This window comes from Cupriavidus sp. DB3, from assembly GCF_020418465.1.
GTDB lineage: Bacteria > Pseudomonadota > Gammaproteobacteria > Burkholderiales > Burkholderiaceae > Cupriavidus > Cupriavidus cauae.
Genome location: NZ_JAIZPL010000002.1, coordinates 28,159 through 51,918, shown reverse-complemented (window position 1 = coordinate 51,918; position 23,760 = coordinate 28,159). Strand labels below are relative to the sequence as shown.

25 protein-coding genes are annotated in these 23,760 nt (G+C 70.2%); 11 read left to right on the top strand and 14 right to left on the bottom strand.

What is annotated here, in order from left to right:
- The first annotated feature begins 88 nt into the window (after positions 1–88).
- From K7G19_RS05975 to K7G19_RS05955, 5 genes are all read left to right on the top strand, one after another.
- Complete coding sequence (locus K7G19_RS05975) at positions 89–343, top strand: hypothetical protein (protein ID WP_149318751.1); 255 nt, start codon at positions 89–91, stop codon at positions 341–343.
- 77 nt (positions 344–420) lie between these two features.
- Entirely contained in the window at positions 421–1,278 is an 858-nt protein-coding gene (locus tag K7G19_RS05970; protein WP_226106413.1) for a DUF3348 domain-containing protein, read from the top strand.
- Between the two features lie 10 nt (positions 1,279–1,288).
- Positions 1,289–3,568: a DUF802 domain-containing protein gene (locus tag K7G19_RS05965; protein WP_226106411.1), complete on the top strand. Its 2,280-nt coding sequence runs from the start codon at positions 1,289–1,291 to the stop codon at positions 3,566–3,568.
- Positions 3,565–4,212 (top strand): OmpA family protein, encoded by a 648-nt coding sequence (locus K7G19_RS05960; RefSeq protein WP_149318745.1) that lies wholly within the window; start codon positions 3,565–3,567, stop codon positions 4,210–4,212. The genes K7G19_RS05965 and K7G19_RS05960 overlap by 4 nt, the downstream gene beginning before the upstream one ends.
- Positions 4,205–4,930 (top strand): DUF2894 domain-containing protein, encoded by a 726-nt coding sequence (locus K7G19_RS05955; protein ID WP_226106409.1) that lies wholly within the window; start codon positions 4,205–4,207, stop codon positions 4,928–4,930. The genes K7G19_RS05960 and K7G19_RS05955 overlap by 8 nt, the downstream gene beginning before the upstream one ends.
- Before the next feature lie 12 nt (positions 4,931–4,942).
- Here K7G19_RS05955 and K7G19_RS05950 read toward each other — a convergent pair whose 3' ends face one another.
- Together K7G19_RS05950 and pedF are read right to left on the bottom strand one after the other, a co-directional pair.
- Positions 4,943–5,851 (bottom strand): ABC transporter substrate-binding protein, encoded by a 909-nt coding sequence (locus K7G19_RS05950; protein WP_226106407.1) that lies wholly within the window; start codon positions 5,849–5,851, stop codon positions 4,943–4,945.
- Positions 5,852–5,928: 77 nt separating this feature from the next.
- Positions 5,929–6,414, bottom strand: coding sequence for a cytochrome c-550 PedF (pedF, locus tag K7G19_RS05945; RefSeq protein ID WP_149318743.1), 486 nt, complete (start codon positions 6,412–6,414; stop codon positions 5,929–5,931).
- A gap of 289 nt (positions 6,415–6,703) precedes the next feature.
- On the opposite strand from pedF, the gene K7G19_RS05940 reads away from it, so the two are divergent.
- Positions 6,704–8,725: a sigma-54-dependent Fis family transcriptional regulator gene (locus tag K7G19_RS05940; RefSeq protein ID WP_150084013.1), complete on the top strand. Its 2,022-nt coding sequence runs from the start codon at positions 6,704–6,706 to the stop codon at positions 8,723–8,725.
- A gap of 40 nt (positions 8,726–8,765) precedes the next feature.
- Here K7G19_RS05940 and K7G19_RS05935 read toward each other — a convergent pair whose 3' ends face one another.
- Together K7G19_RS05935 and K7G19_RS05930 are read right to left on the bottom strand one after the other, a co-directional pair.
- A complete protein-coding gene (locus tag K7G19_RS05935; protein WP_226106405.1) occupies positions 8,766–9,761 on the bottom strand; it encodes an MBL fold metallo-hydrolase in 996 nt (331 codons plus the stop codon).
- 44 nt (positions 9,762–9,805) lie between these two features.
- Positions 9,806–10,777, bottom strand: coding sequence for an alpha/beta fold hydrolase (locus tag K7G19_RS05930; protein WP_226106403.1), 972 nt, complete (start codon positions 10,775–10,777; stop codon positions 9,806–9,808).
- Positions 10,778–10,882: 105 nt separating this feature from the next.
- Here K7G19_RS05930 and pqqA point away from each other — a divergent pair, with 105 nt between their 5' ends.
- The 5 genes from pqqA (at position 10,883) to pqqE (ending at position 14,056) form a co-directional block, all read left to right on the top strand.
- Positions 10,883–10,957, top strand: coding sequence for a pyrroloquinoline quinone precursor peptide PqqA (gene pqqA, locus K7G19_RS05925; protein ID WP_006578070.1), 75 nt, complete (start codon positions 10,883–10,885; stop codon positions 10,955–10,957).
- A 79-nt stretch (positions 10,958–11,036) separates the two neighbouring features.
- Entirely contained in the window at positions 11,037–11,954 is a 918-nt protein-coding gene (gene pqqB, locus K7G19_RS05920) for a pyrroloquinoline quinone biosynthesis protein PqqB (protein ID WP_226106402.1), read from the top strand.
- On the top strand, positions 11,951–12,643 hold the full coding sequence (pqqC, locus tag K7G19_RS05915; protein ID WP_226106401.1) for a pyrroloquinoline-quinone synthase PqqC: 693 nt from the start codon (positions 11,951–11,953) through the stop codon (positions 12,641–12,643). The genes pqqB and pqqC overlap by 4 nt, the downstream gene beginning before the upstream one ends.
- Positions 12,644–12,666: 23 nt before the next feature.
- Positions 12,667–12,912 carry a pyrroloquinoline quinone biosynthesis peptide chaperone PqqD gene (gene pqqD, locus K7G19_RS05910; protein ID WP_190286398.1) on the top strand — a complete coding sequence of 82 codons (246 nt, stop codon included), beginning with the start codon at positions 12,667–12,669 and terminating at the stop codon, positions 12,910–12,912.
- The gene (gene pqqE / locus K7G19_RS05905; RefSeq protein ID WP_226106400.1) at positions 12,884–14,056 is read left to right on the top strand and encodes a pyrroloquinoline quinone biosynthesis protein PqqE; all 1,173 of its coding nucleotides are present in this window, start codon (positions 12,884–12,886) and stop codon (positions 14,054–14,056) included. The genes pqqD and pqqE overlap by 29 nt, the downstream gene beginning before the upstream one ends.
- Before the next feature lie 98 nt (positions 14,057–14,154).
- Here pqqE and K7G19_RS05900 read toward each other — a convergent pair whose 3' ends face one another.
- The 10 genes from K7G19_RS05900 to K7G19_RS05855 all read right to left on the bottom strand — a co-directional run bounded on the left by K7G19_RS05900 (position 14,155) and on the right by K7G19_RS05855 (position 23,755).
- A complete protein-coding gene (locus tag K7G19_RS05900; protein ID WP_226106399.1) occupies positions 14,155–14,496 on the bottom strand; it encodes a c-type cytochrome in 342 nt (113 codons plus the stop codon).
- 118 nt (positions 14,497–14,614) lie between these two features.
- Positions 14,615–16,348, bottom strand: coding sequence for a PQQ-dependent methanol/ethanol family dehydrogenase (locus K7G19_RS05895; RefSeq protein ID WP_226106398.1), 1,734 nt, complete (start codon positions 16,346–16,348; stop codon positions 14,615–14,617).
- Between the two features lie 295 nt (positions 16,349–16,643).
- Positions 16,644–17,579 carry a quinoprotein relay system zinc metallohydrolase 1 gene (locus K7G19_RS05890; protein WP_226107030.1) on the bottom strand — a complete coding sequence of 312 codons (936 nt, stop codon included), beginning with the start codon at positions 17,577–17,579 and terminating at the stop codon, positions 16,644–16,646.
- A 77-nt stretch (positions 17,580–17,656) separates the two neighbouring features.
- The gene (locus K7G19_RS05885) at positions 17,657–18,439 is read right to left on the bottom strand and encodes a quinoprotein dehydrogenase-associated SoxYZ-like carrier (protein ID WP_370639516.1); all 783 of its coding nucleotides are present in this window, start codon (positions 18,437–18,439) and stop codon (positions 17,657–17,659) included.
- 11 nt (positions 18,440–18,450) lie between these two features.
- Entirely contained in the window at positions 18,451–19,272 is an 822-nt protein-coding gene (locus K7G19_RS05880; protein WP_370639515.1) for an ABC transporter permease, read from the bottom strand.
- Positions 19,273–19,287: 15 nt separating this feature from the next.
- Positions 19,288–20,496: an ABC transporter substrate-binding protein gene (locus K7G19_RS05875; protein ID WP_226106396.1), complete on the bottom strand. Its 1,209-nt coding sequence runs from the start codon at positions 20,494–20,496 to the stop codon at positions 19,288–19,290.
- Positions 20,489–21,505, bottom strand: a complete 1,017-nt coding sequence (locus K7G19_RS05870) for a PQQ-dependent catabolism-associated beta-propeller protein (protein ID WP_226106394.1) — start codon at positions 21,503–21,505, stop codon at positions 20,489–20,491. Before K7G19_RS05870 ends, K7G19_RS05875 begins: the two co-directional genes overlap by 8 nt.
- The gene (locus K7G19_RS05865) at positions 21,502–22,278 is read right to left on the bottom strand and encodes an ABC transporter ATP-binding protein (protein WP_226107026.1); all 777 of its coding nucleotides are present in this window, start codon (positions 22,276–22,278) and stop codon (positions 21,502–21,504) included. Before K7G19_RS05865 ends, K7G19_RS05870 begins: the two co-directional genes overlap by 4 nt.
- Before the next feature lie 23 nt (positions 22,279–22,301).
- Positions 22,302–23,252: a tripartite tricarboxylate transporter substrate binding protein gene (locus K7G19_RS05860; RefSeq protein ID WP_223819739.1), complete on the bottom strand. Its 951-nt coding sequence runs from the start codon at positions 23,250–23,252 to the stop codon at positions 22,302–22,304.
- A gap of 89 nt (positions 23,253–23,341) precedes the next feature.
- On the bottom strand, positions 23,342–23,755 hold the full coding sequence (locus tag K7G19_RS05855; protein ID WP_226106392.1) for a DUF779 domain-containing protein: 414 nt from the start codon (positions 23,753–23,755) through the stop codon (positions 23,342–23,344).
- Positions 23,756–23,760 lie beyond the last annotated feature (5 nt).

Here is a 23,760-nt window from a genome sequence, read left to right as displayed (position 1 = left end):
TGCGCTGGGCGACGGTAGAATGCCTGCGCGCCGGACCGTTCCGTCTCAGTAGCCAGATTTCCGCTGACACCGGCCAGGGAGGATGACGATGAGCGCCCCAAATCCCCAGCACCCCGACGAGCACCGCCTCGGCGCCTGCGCTTACCTGCTGCACATGCTGCTGCAGCGCGCGGAACAACAGCAGCCCGGCATGCTCGATGCACTGATACGCGGTGTCACGGCAGACCGGGACGGCGCGCAAGCGCAAGGACTGGCCGATCCACGTACGGCCGGCGTCTTCGACGAAGCGCTGCGCATGCTGCAACTGGCGAACGATCAGCTCAGGGCGCAGACCCGACCGTAGCAATCGCGGGCTTACGCCCGCCGCGGCCGAAACGCGGCCCCGGCAGTGTAAACTGCGGGGTTTTTCACTCAGGCGCTATGTTGCAAGTGCCCCCGAGCGCAGCCCCCGGCGGACAGACGCTGATCCGGTTGCTTGCGCACCTGACCGAAGCCCAGGCCCCCGAATCGGCCCCGTCGCTGTCGGGCCAGCTGAGCCAATGGCTGGGCTGGACCGACGCGATCGCCTTGTCGTCGGCGCTCAACGGCAATCCGCCGGCCGTGCCCGCGGCCGGCGCGCGTGCGGCCGTCGGCGACGAAGCCGCCGACAGCGCGCGGGTGCGGGCGATGCTGGTCGACGCCATCCGCGACGACCGCGCCTCGGCCAGGGGGCGGCGCAGTCCGGTCCGGCCCATGCCGGCGGAAGCGCTCGATGCGTCGGCCGATTTTGCGATCTACCGCCAGCGCTACCAGACGCTGCAGCAGAGGATGGAGACCGCCATCGGCGATCTGCGCGGCCGCCTGCGCGGGGCGCTGGCCCGGCGTCCCGGCCAGGGCCGGCTCGCCATGCTCGATGCGGTGATGGAACGCGTGATGGGCGCGCGGGAGCAGGCGTTGCTGGCCAACCTGCCGGCCGTGCTCGAGGCGCACTACCTGCGCTTGCGGCAGGCGGAGGAAAACGCGCTGGCCCGGGCGGCGAGCGCCAACACCGCCAATACCGACAATACCGACAATACGGCCGAAGCCCCCGAAGCCCCCGAAGCCGCCGAAGCCGCGCAACCCGCCGACACCACTGCAAGGCCCGAGCCGGCCGGCGTGACGGCGACGGTCGCGCCCGGCGCATGGCGCCGCGTGTTCCGCCGCGATATGGAAGACCTGCTGCTGGCCGAACTGGACCTGCGCTTCCAACCCGTCGAGGGATTGGTCGCGGCCCTTGGCGCCAATCGATCCGGCAGCTAACCAGAACATCATGACCCGATTCCCTATTCAACTTGTTGTGTTCCTGGCGGGCCTGCTGGCCGTCGGCTGGATCGGCGCCGGCTACGCGGGCTCGAATGCGCTGGCGTTCGCCGTGACGCTGCTGATCGGCGGCTTCTATGTCGGCGGCGCCTACGAGCTCCAACGCTATCGCCGCGCGACGGAGAGCCTGACACAGGCCGTCGGCGGCCTGTCCGAGACGCCGGCGACCCTGGGCACCTGGCTCGAACGCATCGATCCGGGCCTGCGCCAGGCCGTCCGGCTGCGCGTCGAAGGCGAGCGCGTCGCCTTGCCGGGACCCGCACTGACCTCGTATTTCGTCGGCCTGCTGGTGCTGCTCGGCATGCTAGGGACGTTTCTGGGCATGGTGGCCACGCTGAAGGGCACCGGCCTGGCGCTGGAAACCGCCACCGATCTGCAGGCCATCCGCGCCTCGCTCGCCGCGCCGGTCAAGGGCCTGGGCTTCGCCTTCGGTACCTCGGTGGCGGGCATGGCGACCTCGGCCATGCTGGGGCTGCTGTCGGCGCTGTGCCGGCGCGAGCGGATCGACGCCGCGCAGCTGCTGGACGCTCATATCGCGACGACCTTGCGTGTCCATTCGCGGGTCCATCAGCGCGAGGAAGCCTTCAAGCTGATGCAGCGCCAGGCCGAGACGATGCCGGTGCTGGTCGACCGGCTGAACGCGATGATGGCCGCGATGGAGCAGCAGAGCCAGGCACTGACCGAACGGCTCGCCGCCAGCCAGGACGCCTTCCACGGCAAGACCGAAGCGGTGTACACGCGCCTGGCCGCATCGGTCGAGCAATCGCTGAAGGACGGCGTCGCCGAGAGCGCGCGCGCCGCCAGCGCGGCGATCCAGCCGGCGGTGGAAGCCACCATGAGCGGCCTGGCGCGCGAAGCGGCCGGGCTGCGCGACACCGTCACGCAATCGATGCAGCAGCAGCTGGAAGGCCTGGCGTCGCGTTTCGATGCGACCACGACGCAGGTGGCCGGCCTGTGGAGCGAGGCGCTGGCGGAGCACCGGCGTACCAGTGCGGCGCTGGCCGACGGCCTGCGCGGCACGCTCGACGGGTTCACCGCCAACTTCGAGCAGCGCTCGGCGGGATGGCTGGAGCAGGTCGCGCAGCGCATCGACACGGCAGCCGCCGCGACTTCGGCCCGCTGGAACGAAGCACTGTCCGGCCACGAGCGCACCCTCGGCGCGATCGCGAGCGAGAACCAGCAGGCGCTGGCGACGGCCGCCGGCGCCTTCGAACGGAATACGAGCGCGCTGCTGACCACGGTCGCGCAGGCGCAGGCCGAGCTGCGCGTGCAGCTGGCCGCGCAGGACGCGCAGCGCCTCGCCAACTGGAGCGCGACGCTGTCCAGCCACGAGCACGCCATCGGCGCGATCGCCAGCGAGAACCAGCAGGCGCTGGCGACGGCCGCCGGCGCCTTCGAACGGAATGCGAGCGCGCTGCTGACCACGGTCGCGCAGGCGCAGGCCGAACTGCGCGCGCAGCTGGCCGCGCAGGACGAACAGCGTCTCGCCACCTGGAGCGCGAAGCTGGACGGCATTGCCGCGGGGCTGCGCCAGCAATGGGAAGCGACCGGCGCGCAGACCGTGGAGCGGCAGCAGCAGATTTGCGAGACGCTCGAGCGCACCGCGCAGGAAATCACTGCCCAGACGCAGGCGCAGGCAGGCGCCACCATCGCCGAAGTCGCCCGTCTGGCGCAGGTCGCCGGCGAAGCGCCGCGCGTGGCGGCCGACGCCATTGCCGAACTGCGGCGCAAGCTGTCCGATGAAATGGCGCGCGACAACGCGATGCTGGAGGAACGCACCCGCCTGATGGAGAGCCTGTCCACGCTGCTCGAACAGGTCAGCCGGACCTCCACCGCGCAACGCGAGGCGGTCGACACGCTGGTCGGTACCAGCGCGGAACTGCTCGAACGCATCGGCTCGCGCTTCACCGACAAGGTCGAGGCCGAGACCGGCAAGCTGACCGACGTGGCGGCGCAGGTCACCGGCAGCGCCGCCGAGGTCGCCAGCCTGGGCGAAGCGTTCGGCGTGGCGGTGCAGCTGTTCAGCGAGTCGAACGACAAGCTGGTCGCGCATCTGCAGCGCATCGAGGCCGCGCTCGACAAGTCGATGGCCCGCAGCGACGAGCAGCTGGCCTACTACGTGGCGCAGGCCCGCGAAGTGGTCGACCTCAGCATGCGCTCGCAGAAGCAGATCCTCGAAGACCTGCAGCAGGTCGCCGGCCAACGCGCACCGGACGCAGAGGCGGCATGAGAGAGGAGATCGACGCCGGCGTCGAGCCGACCGTACCGACCTGGGCCGTCTTCGGCGACCTGATGTCGGTGGTGCTCGGCGCCTTCGTGCTGATTCTGCTGGGGGTGATCGGTATCCAGCTCGAACTCGCCTCGCGGCTGGACAACGAGGTCAAGCAGCGCCAGCAGGAGATGCATCGCCGCGAGAGCCTGGAACAGGCGCTGGCCGGCCCGCTGGCCGCGGGGCGCGTGACGCTGGTGAACGGGCGCATCGGCATCAGCGGCAGCGTGCTGTTCGCGCTGAACTCGGCCGAGCTGCAGCCCGAGGGGCAGGAGGTACTCAAGAGCCTGGCCGCGCCCTTGAAGGCCTATCTGCGCAATCGCGACGAGATCCTGATGGTCAGCGGCTTCACCGACGACCGGCAGGTGCGCGACGGCAACCGCCAGTTCGCCGACAACTGGGAGTTGTCGGCCCAGCGCGCGCTGACGGTGACGCGCGCGCTGATAGACGCGGGCGTGCCGGCCGCGTCGGTATTCTCCGCCGCCTTCGGCTCGCAGCAGCCGGTGGCCTCGAACAAGGACGCGCAAGGCCGCGCCCGCAACCGCCGCGTCGAGATCGCGCCGATCCCGCGCGTGTCGATGGGAACGGGGAAGTCCGGTGGCTAGCCTCGGCGCCGACGACATGCTGGCGCGCATCGACGCATGGCGCGACAGCGGCGCGGATCGCGTGGATCCGGTCCGCTTTCGCCTGCTGGAGGCACTGGCGCGACGGATGTCCGCCCATCGCGGCGAGGCGCGGCGGCGGCTGGAGGAAAGGCTGGCCGGGCTCGTGCAAGCCTATGAGGACGGGCTCGGCCGCGCAGCAGCCACGGCGACCCAGCCCGAACAAGGTCCGGCGCAACGCCGGCGCATGACAGGGCCGCTGGCGGCACTGGTGCGCCAGCTCAGAGGCGATATCGAGGGGCAGGGCGCCGATCCTGCGGCGATATCCACGGTCACCGCCACCGCCACCACTGCCACCGCGATCGCGCCGCGTCACCCGCCCCAGCCCGACCCGGCGCTGGTCGAATATGTCCGCCAGACATGGACCCGCCTCAGCGCGGAGCGCGCCTGGCGGCAGTCGCTCGAACGCGTCCCGGAAAACGCCGGACCGCTGAACTCGAACCACCTGATCCACCGCGCGCTGTCCGCGATGCGCGAGCTGTCGCCCGGCTATCTGCAGCAGTTGCTGTCGTACGTCGATACGCTGTCGCGGCTCGAGCGAATGAACGGGGACGGTGCGGCGGAAAGCAAGGGCGCGGCGCCCACCGGCGCGCCGGCCAGGTCCGCGCGCGGCAAGGCACGCCAGTCGCGCGCCAGGCCCGCGGCGCCGCCGAAACCGTAGCGCCTCACCGCATCACGGCGCCACCGGCGTCAGTCCTGCCGCGGTGAAGATCTTCTGCAATTCGCCGTTGCCGCGCAGCGTATCGACTGCGCGCTGCACCGCGTCGGCCAGTTCCGCGTTGTCCGCCTTTACCGCCATGCCGACCGCCCATCCGCGCGGCGGCAGCAACGGCGACGAGACCTCGGCCGCCGCGTATTGCGACGCGGTGCGGCCATCGGCCTTGAGGGCGCTCTCGTATTGCGAACGTGTGACCATCGCGGCCGCGATCTCGCCGGCAAACAGCGCGCGCAGCGTGTCGCGCGGCGACGGATAGATGCGGACCTTGTCGCGCAGCGTGCCGCCGGCTCCGGCCAGCAGCGCATTGGCGCCGGCCGAGCCGGCTTCCGCGCCGACGGGCAGACCTCCCAGATCGGCGAGATCGCGGATCTGTGGCAGCCGCGCGGTGTCGTGGACCAGCACGAACTGCTCGCGATAGTACGGCGCGAAGATCGTCGCCTTGTCGTTCTCCCGCATGAAGGCGCGGTCCACCGGCACGTGCAGCATCACGTCGGCCGGCCCATAACCGAGATAGTGGCCGCGCCAGACCATATTGCGCAGGTCGTCGGCCATGTTCTCGTCGGCGTCGAAGGGCAAGAGCGTCAGCGACAGATTCAGCTGGCGGCTCAGCGCTTCGGCGATCGCGACATCGACGCCGGTCGGCTTGCCGTCCACGACATCGGAGAAGGGCGCGAAGGCCTTGTAGACGGCGACCTTCAGCCGCCCGCTTTCGCGGATCCTGGCGAGATCCGCCCAGGCGCCGGCGGACCATGCCAGTCCGGCCGACAGCAGCAGCAAGGCGACGGCGCGGCCGCGGCGCGCGGCCGGACCGGCGCGCCTCGAAGGCACGGGGGACAGCAGGGACAGCAGGGGCAGGGTGGGCATCGTCGTCTCCTGAATGGAATAGGAAGGCAGCGCATAGGGGCGCGCCGGCGCGCGCCGGGCACCTCGTCGGCGTGCCATCACTGCGGCCGGCGCGATTCCAGGTAGGTCTTCAGTGCCCACACGGCTTCCTGCGTCAGCGTCTCGTCGAACGGCGGCATGTAGACGCGGCCGTCGCGCGTGCGGCCGCGGCGCACGGTGGTGGCGAAGTACTGATCGATCTCGCTGTAGCAGCCTTGCTTCTTCTTCGGGTCGGCCAGCGCAGAACAGTCGGAGTCGAGACTGCGCAGGTCCGGCGCGATGCCGCCCGAGATCGCGTCGAGGCCGTGGCAGCGTGCGCAGTTCTGGTTATAGGCGGAGCTGCCGATGCGCAGCGCCTCGTCGTGCGCGGGGCCCGTGCGGTAAGGGTTTTCCTGCTTCCACTCCTTGCCGAGCTGCGGCAACGTGCTGGTGTCGACGGCCTGGGGCGTGACGTCGCCGTGGGCATGGGCGGCGCCGGGCATCGTGGCGGCGGCCAGGCCGGCGCAGAGGGCGAGGGCGGAAAGAAGCGGGCGGAAAGTCGCCATGGGAGTCTCCTGGTGTTGTCGGGATCGTTTGCCCCGATCGTCCGCAAGAGCTGTGCCATTCGCGCCAGGCCCAGAAAACGGCGGAAATCGCCACGCGGCGGCGTCCTCGCGTCGCAGCATGGTCGCCGGGGCGCCCTCGAATTCAACACCCTGGCAAGCATTTTGCTCCACAATGCAACAGTGCCCCGGCGGAACACTGCGCACCCCACTGTGCGCAGGTTTCGCCCGGATGCGCCGATCGCCGAAGATCCGGCACCAAGATGCCGGGCAGCCGAACAGGAGACAATCCATGACCCCGCACGAGCCGGAGCCGCACGGCGGCACGCACGCCGACACCATCGCCCAGGCCCATCAGCGATCGCAGTCCTACGGGCTGCGCCCCTACGAGTCGCCGGACTTCGGCCCGGTCGCGCCGGTCGACCTGCGCAGCCAGATCGAGAAGAGCCAGTCCCTGTTCACGCACGCGCTGCCGGTCATGGAGATGCTGTACGACCAGATCGTCAACACCCACAGCATGGTGATCCTGACCGATACGGCCGGCCTGATCCTGCATTCGCTGGGCGATGACGACTTCCTCGAAAAGGCCGACAAGGTCGCGCTGCGTCCCGGCGCGGTGTGGTCCGAGGAGAGCAAGGGCACCAATGCGATCGGCACCGCGCTGACCGAGGGGCTGCCCACGCTCGTCCACGGCGACGAACACTTCCTGCGCGCCAATCATTTCCTGACCTGCTCGTGCTCGCCGATCTTCGATCCCTACGGCAAGACGGTCGGCGCGCTCGACGTGACCGGCGACCATCGGGGCTTTCACAAGCACACCATGGCGCTGGTGCGCATGTCGGCGCAGATGATCGAGAACCATCTGTTCGAGAACGCCTTCCAGGACATGGTGCGCGTGCATTTCCACGCGCGGCAGGAGTTCATCGGCACGATTGCCGAAGGGCTGGCCTCGTTCACGCCGGGCGGGCGCTTCCTGTCGGCCAACCGCAGCGGCCAGTTCCAGCTCGGTTTGTCGGTGGGCGCGTTGCGGGCGCATACGTTTTCGTCGCTGTTCGGGCTGTCGATGGGCCAGCTGTTCGACGCGCTGCGCAGCGCGCCCGGCGGCGTGATGCCGCTGCAGCTGTCGAGCGGCGTCAAGGTCTGGGCCCGGGTCGAAATCACGCGCTCGACGGTGGTGCCTTCCGGCGGGCTGATGCCCGAGGCCCGCGAAACGCCTGCGCCGCGGCGCGGCCGCCTGCCGAACGCCCAGCAGCCCGGCGGCCTGGACGAGCTCGATACCGGCGATCCGCAGATGGCGGCGGTGATCGGCAAGCTGCGCAAGGTCGTCGGCCGGGACATCCCAGTGATGATCTGCGGCGAGACCGGTACCGGCAAGGAGCTGCTGGCGCGCGCGATCCATGCCGAAAGCCAGCGGCAGCAAGGCCCGTTCGTCGCCGTCAATTGCGCGTCGATTCCCGAGACGCTGTTCGAGTCGGAGCTGTTCGGCTATGAGGAGGGCGCGTTTACCGGTGCGCGCAAGAAGGGCGGCATCGGCAAGATGCTGCTGGCCAACGGCGGCACGCTGTTCCTCGACGAGATCGGCGACATGCCGCTGCACCTGCAGGTACGGCTGCTGCGGGCGCTGCAGGAGCGGTCCGTGACGCCGCTGGGCAGCAACAAGGTGATCGAGGTCGATTTCGTGCTGATCTGCGCCACCAACCGCAACCTGCGCGAGGAAGTCGCGGCGGGCCGCTTCCGCGAGGACCTGTACTACCGGCTCAATGGCCTGGTGGTGCGGCTGCCGGCGCTGCGCGATCGCACCGACCTCGACGTCGTCGCCAGCAAGGTGCTGGCGCGGCACGGCGGCGCATCGCGGCCGCTGCGGATCGCGGAGCCGGTGATGCGGATGTTCGCGTCCTATCACTGGCCGGGCAATATTCGCCAGCTGGCCAACCTGCTGAACACGGCGCGGCTGATGGCGGAGGACGAGGACGAGATCGACGTAGCGCATCTGCCCGACGATTTCCTCGACGACTGGCGCGAGCGGAACGCGGCGGGCACCGCCACGCCGGCCGCGGCCGCGAGCGGTGCGCGCCCGGCGGCGGTACCGGGCGTGGCGCAGCCTGATTCGGTGCCGCCGCTGCCGCTGCGGCCGACGCGGCTTGCCGACGTCGAAGCGCTGACCATCGTCGCGACCGTCAAGGCGCATCACGGCAATATCTCGGCCGCGGCCAAGGCGCTCGGCATCTCGCGCAATACGGTCTACCGCAAGCTCGGCGAGGCCGAGCGCCTGCTGCAGGCCGATGGGGACGCGGAACCGGGCGAGCCGCACTGACCTGCCCGCGCGCCGGCCAGCGCCGGCCAATGCCCCGCGCTCATCGGGCCGGCGCGCCGCGCATCCATTCATCCTCCAGTTCCAGCCAGGCGCGTTGCACGTTCAGCGCGTGCCGCGGCACAAAGCCCTGCCAGTGCCGGAAGGCTTCACCCGGCACGGCCCGCAAGGCATCGGCGGCATCCACGCCAGCGGCCAGCCCCTGCCGGATGCCGCGCTCCAGACTGTCGAGATAGGCCAGCGTCGGAACGATGCATTGCCGTGGCGTGCCTACGCCGTCGCCCACCACGGTGTCCGCCGGCAACACCGACAGCGCGCGCAGCGCAGCCTGCCAGCCCGTCAGCGAACCGTCGCGCAGATCCGGAACACGCTCGCCCGTGGCCAGCCCGCCGGCAAACAGCAAGCGCAGCGCGGGCGCATACAGCGCCGTGTCCGAGGCGCTGTGCGCATTGGCAAGGACCCGCACCTGCCAGCGGACTCCCCCCGCGTCGAGCGGCGCGCCCTCGCGCAGCGCCGGCCGTGGCAGCACGATGGTCGTGCCGGCCATCGCCGCCGCCCCCAGTTCGGCCACGAGCTGGCGAAGGCAAGCGTCGCAACGCGATCGCATCCGCTCGACCGTCGCCGGCGAAGCGAGGAAAGCGGGGCGGGGCCGCAGCTCGGCGAAGGCGGCATTGGCCAGCACCTGCCGTGGATGCGGATGCGAATTGACGACCCATCGCACCGGCAGCGCAGTCCGCCGCCGGATCGCCGCGATCAGGCGGCGGCCGTGGCGCAGATTCGGGCCGGGATCGACCACCAGCACGCCATCACGACCGATCGCCACCAGAGAAGGGGAGAACGACGGATCGGCGCCGTCCACCGCGCCGGTGTAGACGCCGGGCGCCAGCGGCGAAAGAAGCGGCAAAAGAGGCGGAGACAGAACCGGAGACAGCGCGGGCGACGACACTCGCGACGGCACCCGGGACATAAGCGGCTGCGGCTGCGGCTGCGGCTGCGTCGGCGCGGCCCCGGCCACGCGGTCCGCGGACAGCGCCGCCAAGCCCAGGCCGGCCGCACGCTGCAGGAAAGCGCGGCGGCCGCCTGTCACGCCGACAACTCGCGGATCGCGGCTCGCAAGGCATCGGCCATGGGTCCGGCGGCGAGATGCCCGCCCCCGGATACCACGCGCAGCATGGCGTGTGGCATGACGGCCTGCAGCCGGGCCGCATTACCGGGGCGGCAGACGCGGTCGCGCGCGCCGTGCAGCAGGATCGTGGGGATGCGATGCAGCGCGATGCCGGCGGCGCAGCGCAGCAGCGCCGGCTTGCCGAGGCCGCAGCGCCGCTGCAGGTAGTGCGCCTGGATCCGGTACTTGCGCCGCAGGGCGGCGTCGTCCCGGGCGGGATGGGTCGGTCGACGCAGCGCGGCGTGCTCGCCCAGCAGCGCGCGTTCCACCATGCGCCATCGCCGCGCGGTGTCCCGTTGTTGAACACCTGTTCCATTCTGCAGCAGCCGGATGGCGCAACGTTGTTGCGCTTCGGCGGAGCCGCGGCGTGCTTGCGCCGCAGCAAAGTCGGCGCCGCCGGGGGGCAGCACCGACATGCCGCGGGCACGCGCGGCGAACAGCCGCAGGATATCGTCGCGCCCGGTCAGGAAGGTGCCGCGCAACACCAGCCCGGCCACATGCTGCGGCCAGCGCCCCGCGTAGGCCAGCGCCAGCGACGCGCCCCACGAGCCGGCGGCCACATGCCAGCGCTCGATCCCCAGGGTCGTACGAAGTCGTTCGATATCGGCGAGCAGCGCGCCGGTGGTGTTGCGCCTGAGCGTGCCGGCCGGGCGCGAGCGGCCCGCGCCGCGCTGATCGGGCAGGATCGCCAGCTGGCGCGCCGGATCGAACCAGCCGGCCATCGACACGGAGCAGCCGCTGCCCGGGCCGCCATGCAATACCAGCCAGGGATCGCCATCCGGCCGGCCGTGGAGGCGGACGTGCAGGCGGTGCATGTCCGCTGTGCGCAGCCAGAACACGCGGTCTTCAATGCGGTGGGAATCGTGCTGCTGTCGTGCGGTGTCGGGCATGGATGTTGCCTCGGAGTCGATGCGGAAGGGCGGGGCACGGTGCCGCCGCCCGCTCCGACTCGGCAATCACAGTCCGTGCCAAGCAACCACATCGAAGGAGACCTCATGAACTGGACCACGCCCGCCTATACCGATCTTCGCCTCGGCTTCGAGATCACGATGTATATCGCCAATCGCTGACGGTCAGCGTGCAAGCCGGTCCCCGCGCTGGCGGGGACTGTCAAAGAATAAAACGGGCGCACGGCGCCGCAACACTGCGATGACGACGTTAAGGGTTCTGGGATCGGCTGCGGGAGGGGGCTTTCCGCAGTGGAACTGCAACTGCCCCAATTGCGACGGCGTCCGCCGCGGCGCGGTGTCCGCGGTGCCGCGCACCCAATCCTCGATCGCGCTGACCGATAACGGCCTGGACTGGCTGCTGGTTAACGCGTCCCCCGACATCCTTGCGCAGATCCGGGCCACGCCGGCCCTGCAGCCCGCGCGCGAGCGGCGCGACACCGGCATCGCGGCCGTTCTGCTGATGGACGCGCAGATCGATCATGTGACCGGGCTGCTGATGCTGCGGGAACATCAGCGCCGCCTGCCGCTGTATGCCACCGAGCCGGTGCTCGCCGATCTGTCGGACGCCTTGCCGCTGGCGCGCGTGCTGTCACACTACTGCGGGCTCGATCGGCATCGGCTGCCGCTCGACGGCGAGCCGCTGCACATCGCGCCGCTGCAGCGGGCGACCATCACGGCCGTGCCGCTCGACAGCAAGGCGCCACCGTATTCGCCGAACCGCCACGCGCCGCGGCGTGGCGACAATATCGGCCTGCGCATCGTCGATACCGCCACCGGCAGGCGCGCCTTCTACGCGCCCGGACTTGGGCGGATCACGCCGGACCTGATGGAGGAGCTGCGCGGCTCCGATATCGTGCTGGTCGACGGCACCTTCTGGGTCGACGACGAGATGCTGCGGCTGGGCCTGTCGAACAGGACCGCCGCGCAGATGGGTCATCTGGCGCTGTCCGGCGCCGGCGGCATGATCGAGCTGCTGGACGCGTTGCCGGCATCGCGCAAGATCCTGATCCACATCAACAACACCAATCCGATTCTCGACGAGCGATCGCCGCAGCGCCGCCATCTGGACGCGCGCGGCATCGAGGTCGCCTGGGACGGCATGGAGATCGCGCTATGACGCAGGCCACCGCCTGGAGCCCGGCCGAGTTCGAATCGCAACTGCGCGCGAAGCAGTCGGGCTACCACATTCACCATCCATTCCATCGCCGCATGGCGGCGGGACAGTGCACCCCCGAGCAGATCCGCGGCTGGGTCGCCAACCGCTTCTACTACCAGGTACGCATCCCGCAGAAGGACGCCGCCATCCTGGCCAATTGCCCGGACCGCGAGACCCGCCGGCTCTGGGTCCAGCGCATCCTCGACCACGACGGCACCGACAGCGAGCCCGGCGGCATCGAGGCCTGGGTCCGGTTGGGCGAGGCGGTCGGCCTGCCGCGCCAGGCGTTGTGGTCGCACGAACTCGTCGTGCCCGGCGTGCGCTTCGCCGTCGACGCCTACGTCAATTTCGCGCGCAGCGCCCCGTGGCAGGAGGCGGTGTGCTCGTCGCTGACGGAGATGTTCGCGCCGGAGATCCACCGCCAGCGGCTGGCCGGCTGGCCCGAGCACTACCCCTGGATCGAGCGGGACGGGCTGCATTACTTCCGCACGCGCATTCCGCTCGCCCAGCGCGACGTCGACCATGGCCTGCGCGTGACCCTCGAACATTTCCGCACGCCGGCCGAACAGCGGCGCGCGCTCGAGATCCTACAGTTCAAGCTCGACGTGCTGTGGTCGATGCTCGATGCCATCGAGAAGGCCTATCCATGACCGCGCCATCCACAGGCACCTGCATGCCGACCCTGCACCGCACGCTCCGCCTGCAATGGGAGGAGGCGCAGCAGGCGTGGGTGCTGCTGTATCCCGAGGGCATGGTCACGCTGAACGAAAGCGCCGCGGCGATCCTGCGCCGCTGCGACGGCTCGCGCACGCTCGACATGCTGATCGACGAACTGCAGGGCGCCTATCACATCGAAGGAATCGCCGCCGAGGTCCATGCCTTTGTCAAACATGCCTTCGAACGCGGCTGGCTCGCCTGAGGCCGGCGTGCGCCCCGGCCCGCCTCTGTGGCTGCTGGCCGAGCTGACCTATCGCTGCCCGCTGCACTGCGCGTTCTGCTCGAATCCGGTCGACTATGCCCGGCACGGCGCGGAGCTGGGCACCGCGCAATGGCTCGACGTGCTGGCGCAGGCGAGAGCCCTGGGCGCGGTGCAGCTGGGACTGTCGGGCGGCGAGCCGCTGATGCGCAAGGACCTCGAAGCGATCGTCGCGGATGCCCGCCGGCTCGGCTTCTACATCAACCTGATCACCTCCGGTGTCGGGCTGACCGATGAACGCCTTGGCGCGCTGCGCGAGGCGGGACTCGATCATATCCAGCTGTCGTTCCAGGATTCGACGCGCGAGCTCAACGACTTCCTGTCGAGCACGCGCACCTTCGAGCTGAAGCAGCGCGTGGCGCGCATGATCAAGGCGCACGGCTATCCGATGGTGATGAACTGCGTGCTGCACCGGCACAACCTGCCGCATGTGGGCGCCATCATCGAGATGGCGCTGGAGATGGGCGCCGAATACCTGGAACTGGCCAACACCCAGTACTACGGCTGGGCCTGGCGCAACCGCCTCGCGCTGATGCCCGATGCCGCGCAGCTGCGCGAAGCCGAGGCGGTGGTCGAGCGCTATCGGCGGCGTATCGGTTCTCGTTGCCGCATCCTGTTCGTCGTCCCGGACTATTTCGAGACGCGCCCGAAGAAATGCATGAACGGCTGGGGCACGACGTTCCTGGGCGTCGCGCCGGACGGCACGGCGCTGCCATGCCACGCGGCGCGCATGCTGCCGGGACTTTCGCTGCCGAACGTCGCCGACATGCCGCTGCGCGACATCTGGTTCGACAGCGAGGCGTTCAACCGCTATCGCGGCACCGCGTGGATGAAGGGCGCGTGCCAATCCTGCGACGAGAAGGAGGCCGATGCCGGCGGCTGCCGCTGCCAGGCATGGCAGCTGACCGGCGATGCCGACGCGACGGACCCGGTCTGCGAGCGGTCGGACGATCACGATCGCGTGCGCGCGATCGTGGCACAGGGGCGGCTGGCCGCCGTGCTGTCCCAGGGGCGCGTGCAGCGGGGCAGGGAGGCGCCGCTGCTGTTCCGTACCGACGCCAATTCGCTGCGACTGAGCAAGGCGTAGCGGACCGCGGCGCATGACATCAAGAAAGGAGAGGCGCACCGGCGCCTCTCCTTTTTCCGTATGACGCGGGACCTCGCTCACGCGGGGCCCCGATCGGATCAACCGGCCTCCAGCACCCACGCCGCCAGCTGCCTGGCCTCCTCGTCCTTCAGCGAGGGGTGCGGCGGCATCGGAATCCGCCCCCATACCCCCTTGCCGCCCTCCTGGATCTTGCGGGCCAGCTTGCCGGTGGCCTCGCTGTCACCCTTGTACCTGGCCGCGACCTCGGCGAAGCCGGGGCCGACCAGCTTGCCCTGCATGCCGTGGCAGGAAAAGCAGCCGTTCTTGTCGGCCAGCGCCCTGATGTCCGGGGCCGCCTGCGCCGAGGCGGCGAGAGCCAGGCCGAAGGCGAGGGCAGCCGCGCCGCGCGGCGCGATACGTCGAATCCGTTCTTTCAGCATGAATCACCCATTCGAATGCGGTCGGCGCCGTCCCCGCATGCGCCAACACATGCGCCAACACATGCATCAACGCACGTGTCGATGCGCACGCTGGCGCGCCGGCCTGTACGGCAAGCGCTCAGACCTTGCTGAGCTTGAACACCCACACCGAGCCGCCTTGCTCGAGGAAGTTGACGCGCTTGGCCACGTCGCCGCCCCACAGCGGCACGGCGCCGCCCCAGCCCGACACCACGGCGATGAACTGCTCGCCGTTTTCTTCCCAGGTGACCGGCGGCGCCACCACGCCGCTGCCGGTCTGGAATTGCCACAGCTCCTTGCCGGTCCTCGCGTCCGCCGCCTTCAGGTAGCCCTCGGGCGTGCCCCAGAACACCAGGCCGCCGCCGGTCGTCATCACGCCGCCCCACAGCGGCGCGTTGTTCTTGACCTCCCAGACGATCTTGCCGGTCTTCGGATCGACGGCGCGCAACGCGCCGATATAGTCCTCGTTCAGCGGCTTGATGGTGAAGCCGGCGCCGAGGAAGGCCGCGCCCTTCTTGTAGGTGATCGGCTCGTTCCAGATGTCCATGCCCCATTCGTTGGCCGGCACATAGAACAGGCCCGTCTGCGGGCTGAACGCCATCGGCTGCTGGTTCTTGCCGCCGAGGAAGCCCGGCGCGGCGAACACCGACTGTCCCTTCTTCTGGTCGGCGGGGTCGCCAGGACGGCTTTCCGCGACGAAGTTGGGCCGGCCGGTCTTCAGGTCGATGTCCCTGGCCCAGGTCACCTTGCGGACGAACGGAAAGGCGTTCAGCACCTTGCCGTTGCGTGCATCGTTGACGTAGAAGAAGCCGTTGCGGTCGGCCTTGCCGCCGACGCGCTTGCCGTCGAGGTCGAAGGTCACGAACTCGTTGACGCCGTCGAAATCCCAGCCGTCGTTCGGCGTGTTCTGGTAATGCCAGACGATCTTGCCGGTGGCAGGATCGATGGCCACCGTCGACGACGAGTAGAGGTTGTCGCCCTTGCGCAGATGGCTGTTCCACGGCCCCGGATTGCCCGTGCCGAAGTAGGCCAGCCCGGTCTTGGGATCGTAGGTGCCGCCGAGCCAGGTCGCCGCGCCGCCGGTCTTCCAGGTTTCGCCCGGCCAGCTGGCGTTCAGGTTACCGGTGATGCCGTTCTCGATCTTGTTGCCCTCGGCGTCGAAGCGATAGCCCATATGCCCTTCGACGGTCGGGCGGATCCACACCAGGCGGCCGGTCCTGGCATCGCGCGCCTCGACGCGGCCGACCACGCCGAACTCGCCCCCCGATACGCCGGTCAGCACCAGTCCCTTGACGATCATCGGCGCCGCCGTGTACGAATAGCCGGCCGCGTAATCGTCGATCTTGTCCTTCCACACGACCTTGCCGGTGTCCTGGTCGAGTGCGACCAGCTGCGCGTCCAGCGTGCCGAAGATGACGAGCTTGTCGTACAGCGCGGCGCCGCGGTTCACCACGTCGCAGCACGGCATGATGCCTTCCGGCAGGCGATGCTCGTACTTCCACAGCTTCGCGCCGGTCTTGACATCCAGCGCGAAGATCCGCGAGTACGAAGCGGTGACGAACATCTTGCCGTTATGGATCAGCGGCTGCGATTCCTGGCCGCGCTGCTTCTCCCCGCCGAACGAGAACGACCACGCCGGCACCAGGCGGGCGACGTTCTTCGTATTGATCCTGGCCAGCGGCGAGAAGCGCTGGCCCTCCGGCCCGATCCCCCACGACAGCACATCACCGGGACTCTTCGCGTCGTTCTCGATCATCGCGTCCGTCACGGCGGCCCGCGCGGCGAAGCTGGTCACGCACGCGGCGGCCAGCACCAGCACCTTCAACTTGCTCATCGTTTGCTCCTCTCTCTTTTTGTCGATCATCGGCTTCGATCATCGGTTTCGATCAACCCTGTCGCGGATTTCCCGGTGGTTCTTCCACAGGCGCGGCACAGGCCGATCGGCGATGCCGCGCCGGTGCGCCAATCCGCAATTCGCGTGCCACGCCGGCCGTGAAAAATTCCCGTTGCTTGCGAACCCTTTTCGCCGCGATCGCGCGCGCGGATGCGCCATACCGGGCCGTACCGCGCCACCGCGCAACAACGCTGTCGCGGAATGGAGCATCCCTCGCGGGTACCAGCGGCACGGTTCATGGCACCAGCGCCTCCCGTTCATAGGCCGGGTACAGGTGCGTGACGTTGCGCAGGTATTCGGCCGGCATCGCGGCCCAGCCCGAGTACGGCGCCGGCACCGGCATCGCGATGACCTCGGCGAGATCGCGGCCTTCGCGGGCCGCCTGGCGCAGCCGGGCGTCGAGCCAGCGCAGGTAGTCGCGCGTCTGCGCGATCGCATCGGCGCCGTCGAGCGCAGGGCCATGGCTTGGCACCAGCAGGCGCAATCCGTCCTCGCGCATCCGGCGTTCCAGCACGTCGAGGCTGGCGAGCCAGCGGGGAATGTCGGCGTGCGGCGTGGTCGGGATGCGCGAGCGGAAGGCCAGGCCGCCGGCGAACATCACGCGCGCGGTATGGTCGATCAGCACCAGATCGTCGCCGGTATGGCCCTGCAGGCGCAGCAGCTCGAATCGATGGCGTCCGATCGTGCGCGGTCCCGGCTCGATGGTCGTGACGGGCGGCGCCGGTTCGGTGCCCGCCATCCAGTCGCCGCAGAGCCGATACAGGTTGTCGGCATACGCGCCGGCCTCGCGCGCCGCGCCGGCGACGGTACCGGCCAGCGCGGCCGGACTGGCGTCGGCATAGGCCTGGTTGCCGAAGAAGTAGTCGGGATGCAGGTTCAGGTTCAGCACCAGGCGGACCGGGGCCTTGGTCACCCTGGCGATCGCCGCGCGCTGCTGCTCACCGTAGCGCCGCGACGGCCCCGTATTGACGACGACCACGCCGTCGCCGGTATCGATGAAGGCCGTATTGATGATGTTGCAGCCGTTGCCGACGGCGAAGTCGGCATTCGCCCCTTCAAACAGCCAGATGCCGTCGCCGATATCGCGCGGCGCGAGGCGGTAGTCGGGCGGCCGCAGCGCCCCTGCTGCGGGGTCGTCGCCGAATGCCGATGCGGGAAGCAGCAGGGCCATCGACAGGGCGATCGACAGGGAGAACGGCAAGGCAAACAGCTGGAGAATCGGCACGGCGAGCGCGGCCAACAGGCGCCTCATGGCAGCACCCGCGCGTCGATACGGTTGCCGTTGTTGTCGCGGCCGGTCACCGCCAGCGGCTGCGGCGCCGGCTCGCGCAGGTCGAAGGAGAAGATCGGGTTCTCCGACACGGGCTCGTGCAGCTCGAGCGTGCCGAGCGGCTCGCGACGGCCGTCGACGAGCGCCAGCTGCTCGATATGGAAGGCGGGAATGCCCGCCACCAGGCCGGTGTCCATCGGATGCATCACGCGGACCCGGATCCGGCCGCCGCCGCCATCGAGCGCGGCAAAGCGCCGGGCCTCGACCCGGTTCAGCGTCACGCTCCACGAGCCGTCCTTGCGCGTCACGCCCGGCACCGTGCAGCCGCCGCCGGCGGCGTCGACCAGCAGGCCGCCGACATGCCAGACGCCATCGCGGGTGCGGGCCGCGACCCGTACCGGGGAGCCTTGTTCCAGCTTGAAGCGGAACGACAGCGCCGGCTTGAGCTTGCCCGGCGTGAACGCCAGCACCTTGCGGATCGGATTGCGGTCGACCCCGACCACGATCCGGTCCACTTCGCCCAGCGCCGAGGCGTCGAAGGCGATCGGCACGTTCAGCGCGTCTTCGGCGAAGGCGGGACCGACGACCTTCACGCGCGCGTCGAACACCGCGGGCGCGTTGCCGAGCATCTCGCCGCGCAGCGTGGGCCATTGCGTCGAGGCGAACGGGTCGGCATCGGCGGCCGCATGCGCCAGCGCCGACGCCAGGGCCAGCAGCGTCCCGAGCCACGCACGGTTTTGCCTGCCATGACGGCGCGGCACGACAGGCGGCCTCACGCCCGTTTTCCCAGCGGCCTTGCCATGCCGCGCTGCGGGTCGTAGCCGAGCAGCGCCACGCCGAAGAACAGGCAGGCGCAGGCCGCCACCACCGCGACGCTGCCCCAGGCCGCCTGCCCGTACAGCGCGAAGCGGATCGCCTCGACCGCATGCGTGAAGGGGTTGATCCGCGCCAGCTGGTGGATCGGCTCGGCCCCGGATTCCTCGAGCTTCCACAGCGGATACAGCGCGGTGCTGATGAAGAACATCGGGAAGATCACGAAGTTCATCATGCCGGCGAAGTTCTCCAGCTGCCGCACATGCACCGACAGCGCGAGGCCGAGCGCGCCGAGCATCAGCGCGGCCAGCGTCATCGCCGCGAACAGCATCGGCAGCGCGGCATACGCGATCGGCACATCGAACAGCACGGCGACCAGCAGGAACGCCGCCATCTGCAGCAGCGACAGCAGCGCACCGGCCGCGAGCTTGCACGCCAGCAACCAGGGCCGCGGCAGCGGCGCCGTCAGCAGCAGCCGCATCACGCCCATTTCGCGGTCGTAGACCATCGCCAGCGAGGACTGCATGCCGTTGAACAGCGCGATCATCGCCAGCAGGCCGGGGGTCAGATAAACCTTGTATTCGACATAGGTGTCGTAGGGCGGAATGATGGCGACGCCGAACACGTTCTGGAAGCCCGCGCCGAATACCAGGAACCACAGCAGCGGCCGCACCAGCGACGAGATCAGGCGGCCGGGCTGGCGCAGGAACTTGCGCAGCTCGCGGCCCGCGACGGCGCGCAGCGCGCGCCAGCGATGGAGCAGGAGAGAGATGGAGGTCATCATGGCGGCAGGCTGTCAGCGGCGGCACGCGGTCTCGGGCGCGTCCGCGCCCAGCGTGTCGAGGTTGTTCCTGGGATGCAGGAAGCCGTCGAGCGGGGCGACCGCCGCCACGCCGTCGGGATGCGCAAGAAACACCGGCTGGCGCAGCTGCCCGTCCCAGGGCCGGAAACTCAGGCGCGGGCCCTTGAAGCCATCGATGACGACATCGCCGGAGACCAGGCTCCGGGCCTGCTCGGCAAACGGCGCCTTCGGCGCGCGCGTGGCCGCTTCGACCACAGCCTTGACCGCGACCCAGCCGGCCCAGTCGTGCCCGCTCATCGGCCTGCCGGCGGCCTTGAGGAAGCGCCGGTTCAATTGCGGGCCGCCGTGGCGCTCCCAGGCCCGGTGCCACGCCATCGCGGTCAGGCCGTTGGCGCCCGCCACCGGGCGCGGCAGTTGCGTGGCGTACGGCAGCGTGCGCGCGAACTCGCCGTCGGCATCGGCGACCACCACGACGTCGTGATCCGGGCCGCCCGTCAGCAGCCGGACGTTGGCCAGCTCCCGTTCACGCGGATCGTTCGACAGACGGAAGTCCCGCTGCGCGGCCCAGGCGATCCCGAAGCGCCGGGCCGCCTGCAGATAGAGCGCCTGCCACGCGCGATCCTCCGGCGCGGGGCCCGTCAGCAGCAGCGCCTTGCGCCATTTGCGCGCGGCCAGCGCCTGCATCAGCGCGTCGGCCTGCATGCGCCGGCTCGGCAGTGTGTGCAGCAGGTGCGGCGCGCAGGCTTGCCCGCGCAGCGCGTCGTCGTCGGACGAGACGTTCAGCAGCAAGGCCTCGCCGGGCTTTACCGCGCGGGTCGCCGCGCGCACGGCGTCGGCGGGGAGATCGAGCACGATGTAGCGGATGCCCTGGCGCGCCAGCATGGCGGCCGTCTGTGCCGCCCCCTCGGCGTCGCGCGCTTCGGCGGCATCGAGCTTCAGCGACAGCCCCGCGGCCTCGAGCGCAAGGCGGGATTCGGCCGCGGCCACGCGCATGCCGTCGAATGGCCTGCCCTCGGGGTGGCCGGGATAGCGCTGCTCCAGCCGTCTGGACTCGTAGCGCGGATCGTCGGCCAGGCTGACGACGCCGATGCGCAGCTCGGCCGCGCCAGCGCGCGCCGCGCCGGTTGCCGCAGCGGTAGCCGTCGATATGCCGGCCAGCAACACGCACACGGCGAGCGGACGCAGCAACGCGAGCCTAGTCATCGATCGCCACCGAATGCGGTACGCGCCCGGCCTTCAGCGTCGCCACCGCCTTGGCACGCGCGGTGGCGACCACGCTGACGTCGTCGGACATGCCGTTGGTCACGTACAGCAGCGCATCGCCGCGCGTCAGCGCCACCCCCCACGCGCGCCGGCCAACCAGCACGTAGTCGAGCACGCGCCGCGCGGCGACATCGACCACCGCCACGTGGTTGGCCCGCCCGAGGGCGACATAGGCGCGCCTGCCGTCGCGCGACAGGGCCAGCCCTACCGGCGTCACGTCGTCGGCACGAAACCCCTTCGGCGCGAAGGTCAGCACGTGCGCGACCTGCAGCGTGTCGGTGCGGATGATCGACACGCTGGCGGCGAGCTCGTTGCTGACCCACAGCTCCTTGCCGTCGGGCGACAGCGCGAAGCGGCGCGGCCGGTTGCCGACGGGGATATGGCGAACGATCTTGCGGCTGTCCACGTCGATCACATGGACGAGATTGGCCACTTCGGAGGCCACGTAGACACGCTTGCCGTCGGCGCTGACCTTGACGCCCTCCGGTTCATCGCCGACGGCCACCGAGAAGCGCTTCTGCCCGGTCGCGGTGTCGACCGCGGTCAGCAGGGACTCTTCCTCGTTGGAGACATAGAGCGTCCTGCCGTCCGGGCTCAGGTCGAACATTTCCGGGTCGTCGCCGACGCGCAGCGCGGCCAGCGTCTTGCGCGTGCGGACGTCGACCACATCGACGCGATCGTCGTCGCTGCAGGCGACATAGAGCCGCGTGCGGTCGGGCGACAACTGCAGATGGCGCGGCCGGCGGCACTGCGGCAGCACGGCGGACACCTGCCGGCTGGCCGCGTCGTAGAACGTCAGGCTGCCGTCCTTCTCGCTGGAAACGATGACCTGGCCGCCGCCAGCGGGGTATGCTGTCTCGGACCACCCGGCCAGCACCAGCACGGCGGTCGCGACCAGGGTGGCACCGACGACCCAGCGGATACGCGGCACCGGTGGCAGGTGGCTCATGGCGATGCCTCCGAGGCGGTGAGGGCCAGGAAGGCCCGTTCGAGGTCGTGCTGCGTGGTGGCGGCGCACAGCATCGCCGGCGTGCCGTCGAAGCGGACCGTGCCCCGGTGCAGCACGACGACACGGTCGCAGGCGGCGATCTCCTGGACCAGGTGCGTGGCCCACAGCACCGCGGTGGATTGTTCGGCGGCAAGGCGGCGGGCCTCGTCGACGATCCGCGCGCGCGAGGCCGGATCGAGTCCGACCGTCGCCTCGTCCATCAGCAGCAGCGCCGGCTCGTGCAGCAGCGCGCGGGCCAGTTCGACCTTGCGGCGGTTGCCGCCCGACAGCGCGCGCACCGGCGCGCGTTCGCGCTCGGCAAGCCCGAAGTGCGCGAGCAAGGCGGCGATGCGCGGCAAGGACTGCCGCCGGGCAAGGCCATGCAGGTCGGCATGGAACAGCAGGTTGTCGCGCACCGACAGGTCCAGGTCGATCGCCGGCTGCTGGAAGACCATGCCGAGCCGGGCCAGCGCGCGGACCGGATGCTCCCGCATGTCGGCGCCCATCACCTCGGCCCGGCCGGCATCCGCGACGAACAACCCAGTCAGGATCTGGAACAGCGTGGTCTTGCCGGCGCCGTTTGGCCCCAGCAACGCAACGAACTCGCCGGGGCGCACCGACAGCGATACGCCATCGAGCGCCGCCTGCCTGCCGAAGCGCTTGACCAGCCCGTCGCAGCGCAGCGCCGGGGCGGTATCGCCAGTTGCTTCGCTCGATTCGGCATCCGCCCGCATCGCCGCCGCCAGGGTGGGGCTCATCACGATGGCTCCTTGCCGGCGGCCAGGCCCAGCCGTTGCGCGAACTCGCGCTCGCGCGCCCACACGCCGCGCAGATAGGCCTCGTACCGCTCGGTATCGAGATACGTCAGTTCCTGGTCGTACCTGGCCAGTTCGGCCAGATGCCGGGGATGGCGCATGGCGCGGGCGAAGGCGTCGTGCAGCCGGCGCACGACGCGCGGGTCGGTGCCGCGCGGCACGCCGATGCCATAGGGCGAGTTGTGGACCGCGTCGGGATAGCCGAGCTCCTTCATGGTCGGCACGTCGGGCCAGCGGGGCGAGCGGTGTTCGCTGAACAGGGCCAGCAGCCGCAGGCGCCCGCTGTCGACATAGGGCGCGAAGCCGGTCGCGCTGACGCCCGCCATCAACGCACCGCCGGCGACCGCCAGCATCTGGTCGGCGATGCCGCGGTAGGGCACATGCAGATAGCGGACGCGGTTGCGGCCGAGCACGTCCTCGATCGCCAGATGCGGCGTGGTGCCGATGCCGGAGGAGCCCACCGTCAGCGCGCCGGGATGGGCCTGTCCCCAGGCGACCAGGTCGCCGAAGCTGCGGAACGGGCTGTCGGCCGGCACCACCACGCCGAAGGTATAGCCGGAGATCATCACCACCGGCTGGATATCGCGCAGCGGCTGCCATGTCGTCTTCTGCTGGTGCGGCAGCCGATAGACGGTCACCGGCAACTGGCCGATGGTGTAGCCATCCGGCTTTGCCGCGGCAAGCAGCGCGCCGACCAGGGCACCGCCGGCGCCGGCGCGGTTCTCGACCACCACCGGCTGGCCGAGCTCGTGCCCGACCAGTTCGGCCAATACCCGCATCGACAGATCGGTGGCGCCGCCCGCGGGCCAAGGCACGATCATCGTCAGCGGGTGCGCGGGGTAGCCGGCGGCCGGATTGGCGCCCGCGCCGGGCGTGACGGTTGTGGCCGCCATGGCCGGAAGCGCCGCGCGCGCGGCCAGCGCGCCAAGCGCGATCGTCAGCGCGCGGCGCCCTGGCATCGGAAGGATCGGCGCGGGCGCCATCACGCGGCGAGGTCGGGATAATCGACGGTTGCCCGTTGCAGCGGCACCGCGGCGAGCCGGTCGGCCTCCTCGTCGGTGAACAGCCGCGAACGGGTCAGGAAGCGCATGCCGGTGGCGCGTTCGATCGAGAACATGCCGCCATTGCCGGGCACCACGTCGATGATCAGCTGCGTGTGCCGCCAGTACTCGAACTGAGACTCGCTCATGTAGAACGGTGCGCCACCGATCTCGCCGAGCTTGATGTCGCTGCCGCCGACCAGGAACTCGCCGCGCGGAAAACACATCGGCGCGCTGCCGTCGCAGCAGCCACCGGACTGGTGGAACAGGATGGGGCCGTGGTCACCGGTCAGCTGCGCGATCAGCGCGAGCGCGGCGTCGGTGGCGATCACGCGTGGGGGCAGGGGGGTATGCATGGTCG

Excerpts from the sequence above, each read along its gene's own strand:
- K7G19_RS05975 (WP_149318751.1), top strand. The coding sequence starts at position 89 with ATGAGCGCCCCAAATCCCCAGCACCCCGACGAGCACCGCCTCGGCGCC.
- K7G19_RS05970 (WP_226106413.1), top strand. The coding sequence starts at position 421 with ATGTTGCAAGTGCCCCCGAGCGCAGCCCCCGGCGGACAGACGCTGATC.
- K7G19_RS05965 (WP_226106411.1), top strand. The coding sequence starts at position 1,289 with ATGACCCGATTCCCTATTCAACTTGTTGTGTTCCTGGCGGGCCTGCTG.
- K7G19_RS05960 (WP_149318745.1), top strand. The coding sequence starts at position 3,565 with ATGAGAGAGGAGATCGACGCCGGCGTCGAGCCGACCGTACCGACCTGG.
- K7G19_RS05950 (WP_226106407.1), bottom strand. The coding sequence starts at position 5,851 with ATGCCCACCCTGCCCCTGCTGTCCCTGCTGTCCCCCGTGCCTTCGAGG.
- pedF (WP_149318743.1), bottom strand. The coding sequence starts at position 6,414 with ATGGCGACTTTCCGCCCGCTTCTTTCCGCCCTCGCCCTCTGCGCCGGC.
- K7G19_RS05940 (WP_150084013.1), top strand. The coding sequence starts at position 6,704 with ATGACCCCGCACGAGCCGGAGCCGCACGGCGGCACGCACGCCGACACC.
- K7G19_RS05930 (WP_226106403.1), bottom strand. The coding sequence starts at position 10,777 with ATGCCCGACACCGCACGACAGCAGCACGATTCCCACCGCATTGAAGAC.
- pqqB (WP_226106402.1), top strand. The coding sequence starts at position 11,037 with ATGACGACGTTAAGGGTTCTGGGATCGGCTGCGGGAGGGGGCTTTCCG.
- pqqC (WP_226106401.1), top strand. The coding sequence starts at position 11,951 with ATGACGCAGGCCACCGCCTGGAGCCCGGCCGAGTTCGAATCGCAACTG.
- pqqD (WP_190286398.1), top strand. The coding sequence starts at position 12,667 with ATGCCGACCCTGCACCGCACGCTCCGCCTGCAATGGGAGGAGGCGCAG.
- pqqE (WP_226106400.1), top strand. The coding sequence starts at position 12,884 with ATGCCTTCGAACGCGGCTGGCTCGCCTGAGGCCGGCGTGCGCCCCGGC.
- K7G19_RS05900 (WP_226106399.1), bottom strand. The coding sequence starts at position 14,496 with ATGCTGAAAGAACGGATTCGACGTATCGCGCCGCGCGGCGCGGCTGCC.
- K7G19_RS05895 (WP_226106398.1), bottom strand. The coding sequence starts at position 16,348 with ATGAGCAAGTTGAAGGTGCTGGTGCTGGCCGCCGCGTGCGTGACCAGC.
- K7G19_RS05890 (WP_226107030.1), bottom strand. The coding sequence starts at position 17,579 with ATGGCCCTGCTGCTTCCCGCATCGGCATTCGGCGACGACCCCGCAGCA.
- K7G19_RS05880 (WP_370639515.1), bottom strand. The coding sequence starts at position 19,272 with ATGACCTCCATCTCTCTCCTGCTCCATCGCTGGCGCGCGCTGCGCGCC.
- K7G19_RS05875 (WP_226106396.1), bottom strand. The coding sequence starts at position 20,496 with ATGACTAGGCTCGCGTTGCTGCGTCCGCTCGCCGTGTGCGTGTTGCTG.
- K7G19_RS05870 (WP_226106394.1), bottom strand. The coding sequence starts at position 21,505 with ATGAGCCACCTGCCACCGGTGCCGCGTATCCGCTGGGTCGTCGGTGCC.
- K7G19_RS05865 (WP_226107026.1), bottom strand. The coding sequence starts at position 22,278 with ATGCGGGCGGATGCCGAATCGAGCGAAGCAACTGGCGATACCGCCCCG.
- K7G19_RS05860 (WP_223819739.1), bottom strand. The coding sequence starts at position 23,252 with ATGGCGGCCACAACCGTCACGCCCGGCGCGGGCGCCAATCCGGCCGCC.
- K7G19_RS05855 (WP_226106392.1), bottom strand. The coding sequence starts at position 23,755 with ATGCATACCCCCCTGCCCCCACGCGTGATCGCCACCGACGCCGCGCTC.